Consider the following 7,092-nt stretch of genomic DNA (forward strand, 5'->3'; position numbering starts at 1 on the left):
TGCGGAGAAGGGCGTTGCCGAGTTGGCTCTTATGCAGCGGCGGGCCTTGGGACAATCTTGAGTCGCCCGCTCATTTCGCCCGAGACCAATCACGGAGCGCTTTCGCCCCGAGGTCTCCTCGGCTGTTGTGACGAATCCGAAATTCGCCATATCTTGGTGCGAGACCGTGAGCGAATTTCGGATTCAAGGCCACACTAGCTATATGTTAAATCGGCAATATGTTAAATCGAGTGTGGTTTTCGGATTTGAAGTTCCTTAACGTGGCTGCCACCAAAATCTTGGGAACTTCAAATGCACCGCGCTCGTGTGCGCTGAGCGGACGGCCGCGGCGGTCGTCCGGGATGAAATATCGGGAGTTTCGCATGGCCAGACGATTCGCGGGCGACCGGCTCGTGATCGCCAGCCACAATGCCGGCAAGGTTCGCGAGATTGGCGATCTCTTGGCGCGCTACGATGTCACCACGATCGCGGCCATCGAACTGACGCTGGCCGAGCCGGAGGAAACCGGCGCCACTTTCGTCGCAAACGCTGAAATCAAGGCGGTCGCTGCCGCGCGCGCGGCGCAGCTGCCGGCACTCGCCGACGATTCCGGTCTCGTCGTCCCGGCACTCGGCGGCGCACCCGGCATCAATTCGGCCCGGTGGGCCGGTCGCCAACGAAACTTCACCAAGGCCATGGCCCGCCTGGAGCGGGAAATGTCGGACAAGGATGACCGTGCCGCTTATTTCGTGTGCGCGCTGAGCCTTGCGTGGCCTGATGGACATACCGAAAGCGTGGAGGGGCGCGCGGATGGCGTTTTGGTCTTCCCGCCGCGCGGCGACAGGGGTTTCGGTTACGACCCGGTGTTTCAGCCGGCCGGCTATCGGATCACCTACGGCGAGATGGAGCCTGCAGCGAAACTTGCCATCAACCATCGCTCCGATGCGTTCCGCAAGCTGCTCGCCGTTTGTTTCGACGCATGATGGGCGCTGACGCGACGACGATGGGACCGGCGTCCAATGCTAGCGCCGTCGCCGATGCGGGTTTCGGCGTTTACGTCCACTGGCCTTTCTGCCTCGCGAAGTGCCCCTATTGCGATTTCAACAGCCATGTGCGGGATCGCATCGATCAGGCGCGCTGGCGCAACGCCCTTCTCTCGGAGCTCGACCACTTCGCTGCGCACACGGCGGGACGAACGGTGACGAGCGTCTTTTTCGGCGGTGGCACGCCGTCGCTGATGGCGCCCGAGACCGTCGCGGCCGTGCTCGATCGGATTGCACGGCACTGGCGACCCGACGCAGCGCTCGAGGTCACGCTCGAGGCCAACCCGACATCGGTCGAGGCAGGCCGTTTCTCGGGTTACGCCGGCGCTGGCGTGAACCGGATCTCGCTCGGCGTGCAGGCGCTCGACGACGCTCAGCTTCGCTTCCTCGGCCGCCGGCATTCGCGCGCCGAGGCGCTTGCGGCACTGGCGCTTGCCCGGCGGAATTTCACGCGCGTGAGCTTCGATCTCATCTATGCGCGGCCGAACCAAACGCCGAAAGACTGGCAAGAAGAGCTTCGCACCGCCCTCGAATATGTCGCCGACCATGTTTCGCTCTATCAACTCACCATCGAGGCCGGTACGAGTTTCGAGCAAGCCCATGCGCGCGGCGATTTCGCGATGCCCGACGAAGACACGGCATCGGCACTTTACGAATCGACCGCCGAGATACTCGGTTGCCGGGATCTCCACGCATACGAAATTTCCAACTACGCCCGGCCAGGGGCGGAGTGCCGCCACAATCTCACTTATTGGCGCTACGGCGATTATGTCGGCGTCGGCCCGGGTGCGCATGGCCGACTTACCATCGAGGGCGAGAAGATCGCAACGCGTCAACATCGAGCACCCGAGCGATGGCTGGAGTCGGTCGAACGTTCCGGTCACGCAACGCGGCAGCGCCTTCCGCTCACACGGGAAGAGCGATTCGAGGAGATGTTGATGATGGGCTTGCGGTTGAGCGAAGGCGTTGGCCGTGAGCGTGTCAGCCGCGAGTTCGGCAGCCGGATCGAAGCGCTTGTCGGCGCCGATCGCCTCGCAATCCTGATCGAGGGCGGCTTTCTCGTCCTCGACGAGCGTTCATTGCGCGCGACCGCTTCCGGGCGGCAGCGGCTCGACGCCGTGCTGGCGTCCCTTATCGCCTGACGAGGGGGAGTTGCTGCCGATCTACTCGGTCGCGAAGCTCACGGGTGCGGGGCTCATGACGGTAGGAGCGTCGCCATGCACTTCGAGCACAGCGAGGCCGCGCTCATTTCGCCCATCCTCATTGAACCGAAATATACCGTCGACGCCGGAAAAGCCGTTCGGATTGGTGAGTGCTTGCGCGCTGAATCCGGCTTCGCCCCCGCTTTTCGCGAGTGCTGCGGCGAGTGCCGCCGCGTCATAGCCGAGCGTTGCGATCCGCGGCGGGGTCGGGGCGTCGTAGAGCTTGGCATAGCGCTGATCGTAGTCGCCGCGCAGGTTCGGATCGGGGGCGACGTACCAGCCCCCGAGGAGAGCCGGCTCCTTGCGCACCCGCGGGTCGTCCCAAAGCCCCGTGCCAAGCAATCGCACGCGGGAAGGATCGATGTCGTAATAGGGGAGCAACGGAGCGAGCGCCAGCAAGCGCTCTCCGCCCTCGGGCAGCATGACGGCATCGAAATCGACGTCGCCGACCGTATCTTGAGTCTGCAGGCGTTGAAGTGCCTGACGTGAAACCTCGTCGGTCTTCCCCTCGAGTTGTTTGCGCTGTGCCAAAAGGGCTGCGTGACGGCTGTCATAGTTGGCGAGGCGGCGAACTACTTCGGCCGCATTGTTGGCGGCCGGATTGTAGCTTTCGATCCCGGCGATCGAAGCGCCCGCTTCGCCCACGGTGTCACGCAACAAGGAGGCGATCGCTTGGCCATAGGGTGTGTCAGGGACCACCGCCGCGAAACGGTTGATCCCTTGCGCGTGCGCATAGACCACGATCCGCTTCACCTGAGTGCGGGGCAGGAAGCCCATCAGGAAGACGCCCTCGCCCGCCACGCGTTCGTCGGTCGAGAATGCGATCACGTTGACGCCGGCGGAGCGCGCAAGTGGGGCCACGGCGAGAACCTCCTCCGCGAAAAGCGGACCTAGGATCAGCTTGGCGCCGTCGTCGAGAACCGCGCGGGCTGCACGCGCCGCACCCTCCGGGCTACCTTCGGTATCGCGCGGGAGGAGTGCGAAATTCTTGCCGGCCGTCTCGAACACGGCAAGCTCGGCCGAATTGAGGAGAGCCCTGCCAAGGGGTGCGCTGTTTCCGCTCAACGGCAGGAGAAGCCCGACCTTGACCGCTTGAGGATTTTCACCCGCACCCGACGCCGCCGCTGGCGGCGCCGCTGCTGCACCCGTATTGAGGGGCTGGACCTCCACCGCGCCTGGCGGCAACTTCAATCCCTGATCGCCCGTCGCTGCTGCGCCCGCCTGGGGTGTTCCTTGCGGACGGGGCTGCTTATCGCCTAGGTTCGAGCCGTGGCAAGCGGCCAACACGAATGCAGCCGCGAATGCCGCGACGCGCACGCGCTGCATCCCCGACCACGGACTCTTGAGGGAATGACGCAACGGATGGGCTCCACAGCATCCCGGGAAAACGCGGCCGAGCGTAGCGGGTGGCCGAATGGAAGTAAACGGGCTCTAAGCACGATTCGGCGAGGTCTCTATCTGGTGGCGACGCCCATCGGCAACCTCGGCGACATCACGCTCAGAGCGCTCGAGGTCCTCCGTCATTCCGATCTCATCGCTTGCGAGGATACGCGGGTCACGGGAAAGCTCCTCGCGGCCTACGGCATCGACGTGCCGATGACGCCTTATCACGATCACAATGCCGCGATGGCGCGGCCGCAACTCCTGGCTCGGTTGAAGGAGGGTGCGTGCATCGCACTCGTATCCGATGCGGGCATGCCGCTTATTTCCGATCCAGGTTTCAAACTGGTGGGTGCCGCGATCGACGCGGGCATACACGTGAGTGTGGTGCCCGGCGCTTCAGCACCCCTTGCAGCACTGACGCTCTCGGGCCAGCCGGTCGACCGCTTCCTCTTTGTCGGATTTCTGCCGTCGAAGTCGGGACCGCGGCAGAAGGCGCTTGCGGATTTGGCGGCCCTCCCGGCGACCCTCGTGTTCTTCGAAAGCGGACCGCGTCTCGCCGAATCCCTTGCCGATATGACGGCAATGCTCGCCCCGCGCATGGCGGCGGTCGTTCGTGAGCTGACCAAGCTTCACGAGGAAGTTCGCCGCGGTGGGCTTGCGGAGCTCGCCGCTCATTACCGCAACGTCGGGCCGCCGAAAGGCGAAATCGTGGTCGTCGTCGGGCCGCCGCTCGAAACCTCCGCGCCCGATGAACAGGCGCTCGATACGCTTATCGAGAATGCGTTGGCGAGCATGAGTCTCCGCGATGCGGCCGAGGCCGTTGCGCGCGGCACTGGGTTGCCGAAGAAGCGCGTTTATGCACGCGCCCTCGCACTCGCAAAACCGCGCGGCGAAAAATGAGTGTTGAGCGCCGCAGGCGCGCTTATCGGCGCGGGCGCTGGGCGGAGGCGCTTTGCCGGTTGGTGCTGTCGCTCAAAGGTTATCGCATCGTTGCGGCCGATTATCGCGCCAAGGTCGGCGAGATCGACATCGTTGCGCGCAAGGGCCGCACCCTTGCGATCGTGGAGGTGAAGGCGCGCGAGACGCACGCGAACGCCGCCGCGGCACTCCTCCCGCGTCAGCGCCGCCGTATCGCACGCGCGAGCGCCGCATTTCTCGCACATCACCCTTCGCTGGCAGCACTGATCGTGCGCTTCGACGTCATGCTGGTGCGGCCGTGGCAACTGCCGCGTCACGTTAAGAACGCTTGGCATCTCGATGAACGCGGCGGCGATTGAGGCTGGCTCATCGTGACGCGTGACCCGAGAGCACTTTCACGTTAAAAACCTCCATGCCTTTCTGTCTTCCCCCCATCCCGGACGAGCCGTAATCGATGGCGGCATGGATGAGCCAAGATCGGTTTTCGTCCGACGACCCGCGCGACTACTTGCGCCTCGTGGGCACACAGGCCGACGACGCGATCGATCTTGCGGAGGCCGCATTAGCGTTTGCCGCGATCGACAATCCGCAATGCCCGGTCGCGCGTTATCGCGAACACTTGCAAGCCATCGCCCGCGACGTGGCGGAGGAGGCCAAGCGGCTTTCCGCAGGGCCCGACACGCTCGGCGCGCGCGCGATGATCCTCAACGAAGTCATTTTTGCGCGCCACGGCTACCGTGGCGACAGCCATAACTACGACGACCTGCAAAACGCCAATCTGATGCGCGTGATCGATCGCCGCCGCGGACTTCCGGTCTCGCTCGGCATCATCTACATCCACGCAGGACGGGCGCAAAATTGGGACGTCACGGGCATCAACTTTCCCGCCCATTTCATGGTTCGCCTGTCCCACTCGGGCCAGCGTGCGATCATCGATCCATTCAACGAAGGAACTGTGCGAGAGGTCTCCGAGCTTCGCGAGATGATCAAGACGAGTCACGGCGAGAACGCGGCCCTGCATCCGGAGCATTACGCCGCGGTCGGAAGCCGGGACGTACTGCTCAGGCTGCAGAACAACCTGAAGCTCAGGCTTTGCCAGTCGGATGACAATGCCCGCGCCGTCAAGGTTGTTGAAAATATGATGCTGATCGCGCCCGACGAAGTCGGCCTGTGGCACGATTTGGGGGCCTTGCGCGGCAAGACAGGCAATCTCCGCGCCGCCATATCCGCGCTCGAAACGTTCCTCGGGCGTGCCGGGCAAAATGCCCATCGCCATCAGGCCGCGGCCTTGCTCCAGGAATTGCGCACAAAGCTGAACTAGTGTGGCGGCCGTGAGTGAAATTCGGGTTCAAAGCCGCACTGGCGGCGCGCGCTGCGCTCGCTATAGTTCCGCCGTCCCGCCACCCGCTTGCCGGTTTTCAGGGGAGCTCGACGATGAGCCTTGCCGTCGCCATCCAGATGGACCCGATCGAGTCCATAAATATCGACGCTGACAGCACCTTCGTCATGGCGCTTGAGGCCCAGCGCCGCGCACATGCGCTATGGCACTACCTGCCCCAGCACATGATGCTGCGCGAAGGCCGGCTCTACGCCCGCGCGCGCCGGCTCGAGGTGCGCCGCAAAAAGGGCGATCACTATACGCTCGGCTCTTTCGAGACCCTCGATCTCGGCACGATGGATATCGTCCTGATGCGTCAGGACCCGCCCTTCGACATGGCCTATATCACGGCCACCCACATGCTCGAGCATATAAGCGCCAACGTCCTGGTCGTGAACGATCCGGTCCACGTGAGGAATGCGCCCGAGAAACTTTTCGTCACGCATTTCGAAGGCGTCATGCCGCCCACGTTGATCACGGGCGATAGGACCTCGATCGAGCAGTTCCGCGCAGAGCACGAGGATATCGTCATCAAGCCGCTCTTCGGCAATGGCGGGGCCGACGTGTTCCACATCGGCCCCGGCGACGAGAACTTCAATGCGCTTTGCGAGATGTTCACGCGGCTCTATCGCGAGCCCGTCATCGTGCAACGCTACATTCCCGAGGTGCGCAACGGAGACAAGCGGATCATCCTCATCGACGGAAAGCCCCTTGGGGCGGTCGCCCGCGTGCCCCAGCCGGGCGAAGCGCGGGCGAACCTCCATGCCGGCGCACGGGCGGTCAAGGCCGCGCTCAGCGACCGCGACAAGGAAATCTGCGGCGCCATCGGCCCGGTGCTGAGGGAGCGGGGTCTGCTTTTCGTCGGCATCGACGTGATCGGGAATTATCTGACGGAGATCAACGTGACCTCGCCGACCGGCATCCAGGAGATCGATCGCCTCGATGGCGTGGCGCTCGAGTCCGATCTGTGGGACGCGATCGAGGCCCGTTTCCGCACACGGCACGATCCGCGGCCGATGTGATCGAGGTGCGTTCTTCGGCCGGCGAGAGCGCTGATCTCAAACGCTCGGTTCAACCGGCGATCGGCGCTTTCTGCGTCTCTCGATACAGAATGTAGAGCCCGGCCGCCACCACGATCCCGGCACCGAGGAGCGTCCACCGGTCTGGCAGATCGCCCCAGAGGACATAT

At 64.0% G+C, this 7,092-nt stretch carries 7 protein-coding genes; 6 read left to right on the plus strand and 1 reads right to left on the minus strand.

The features are described 5' to 3' along the window. The first annotated feature begins 362 nt into the window (after nucleotides 1–362). Nucleotides 363–962 (plus strand): RdgB/HAM1 family non-canonical purine NTP pyrophosphatase, encoded by a 600-nt coding sequence (rdgB, locus tag VEJ16_04420; GenBank protein ID HYB08892.1) that lies wholly within the window; start codon nucleotides 363–365, stop codon nucleotides 960–962. Between the two features lie 20 nt (nucleotides 963–982). Beyond that, nucleotides 983–2,164: a radical SAM family heme chaperone HemW gene (hemW, locus tag VEJ16_04425; protein ID HYB08893.1), complete on the plus strand. Its 1,182-nt coding sequence runs from the start codon at nucleotides 983–985 to the stop codon at nucleotides 2,162–2,164. A 21-nt stretch (nucleotides 2,165–2,185) separates the two neighbouring features. Here the strand turns inward: hemW and VEJ16_04430 are convergent, their stop codons facing one another. Next, nucleotides 2,186–3,583, minus strand: a complete 1,398-nt coding sequence (locus VEJ16_04430) for a penicillin-binding protein activator (GenBank protein HYB08894.1) — start codon at nucleotides 3,581–3,583, stop codon at nucleotides 2,186–2,188. Between the two features lie 102 nt (nucleotides 3,584–3,685). Here VEJ16_04430 and rsmI point away from each other — a divergent pair, with 102 nt between their 5' ends. The 4 genes from rsmI to gshB all read left to right on the plus strand — a co-directional run bounded on the left by rsmI (nucleotide 3,686) and on the right by gshB (nucleotide 6,925). Continuing rightward, nucleotides 3,686–4,507 carry a 16S rRNA (cytidine(1402)-2'-O)-methyltransferase gene (gene rsmI / locus VEJ16_04435; protein HYB08895.1) on the plus strand — a complete coding sequence of 274 codons (822 nt, stop codon included), beginning with the start codon at nucleotides 3,686–3,688 and terminating at the stop codon, nucleotides 4,505–4,507. Continuing rightward, nucleotides 4,504–4,884: a YraN family protein gene (locus VEJ16_04440; protein HYB08896.1), complete on the plus strand. Its 381-nt coding sequence runs from the start codon at nucleotides 4,504–4,506 to the stop codon at nucleotides 4,882–4,884. The genes rsmI and VEJ16_04440 overlap by 4 nt, the downstream gene beginning before the upstream one ends. A 107-nt stretch (nucleotides 4,885–4,991) precedes the next feature. Next, on the plus strand, nucleotides 4,992–5,846 hold the full coding sequence (locus tag VEJ16_04445; GenBank protein HYB08897.1) for a transglutaminase-like domain-containing protein: 855 nt from the start codon (nucleotides 4,992–4,994) through the stop codon (nucleotides 5,844–5,846). Nucleotides 5,847–5,959: 113 nt separating this feature from the next. Next, nucleotides 5,960–6,925, plus strand: a complete 966-nt coding sequence (gshB, locus tag VEJ16_04450; protein HYB08898.1) for a glutathione synthase — start codon at nucleotides 5,960–5,962, stop codon at nucleotides 6,923–6,925. Nucleotides 6,926–7,092 lie beyond the last annotated feature (167 nt).

The sequence above is a fragment of the Alphaproteobacteria bacterium genome (assembly GCA_035625915.1).
GTDB lineage: Bacteria > Pseudomonadota > Alphaproteobacteria > JACZXZ01 > JACZXZ01 > DATDHA01.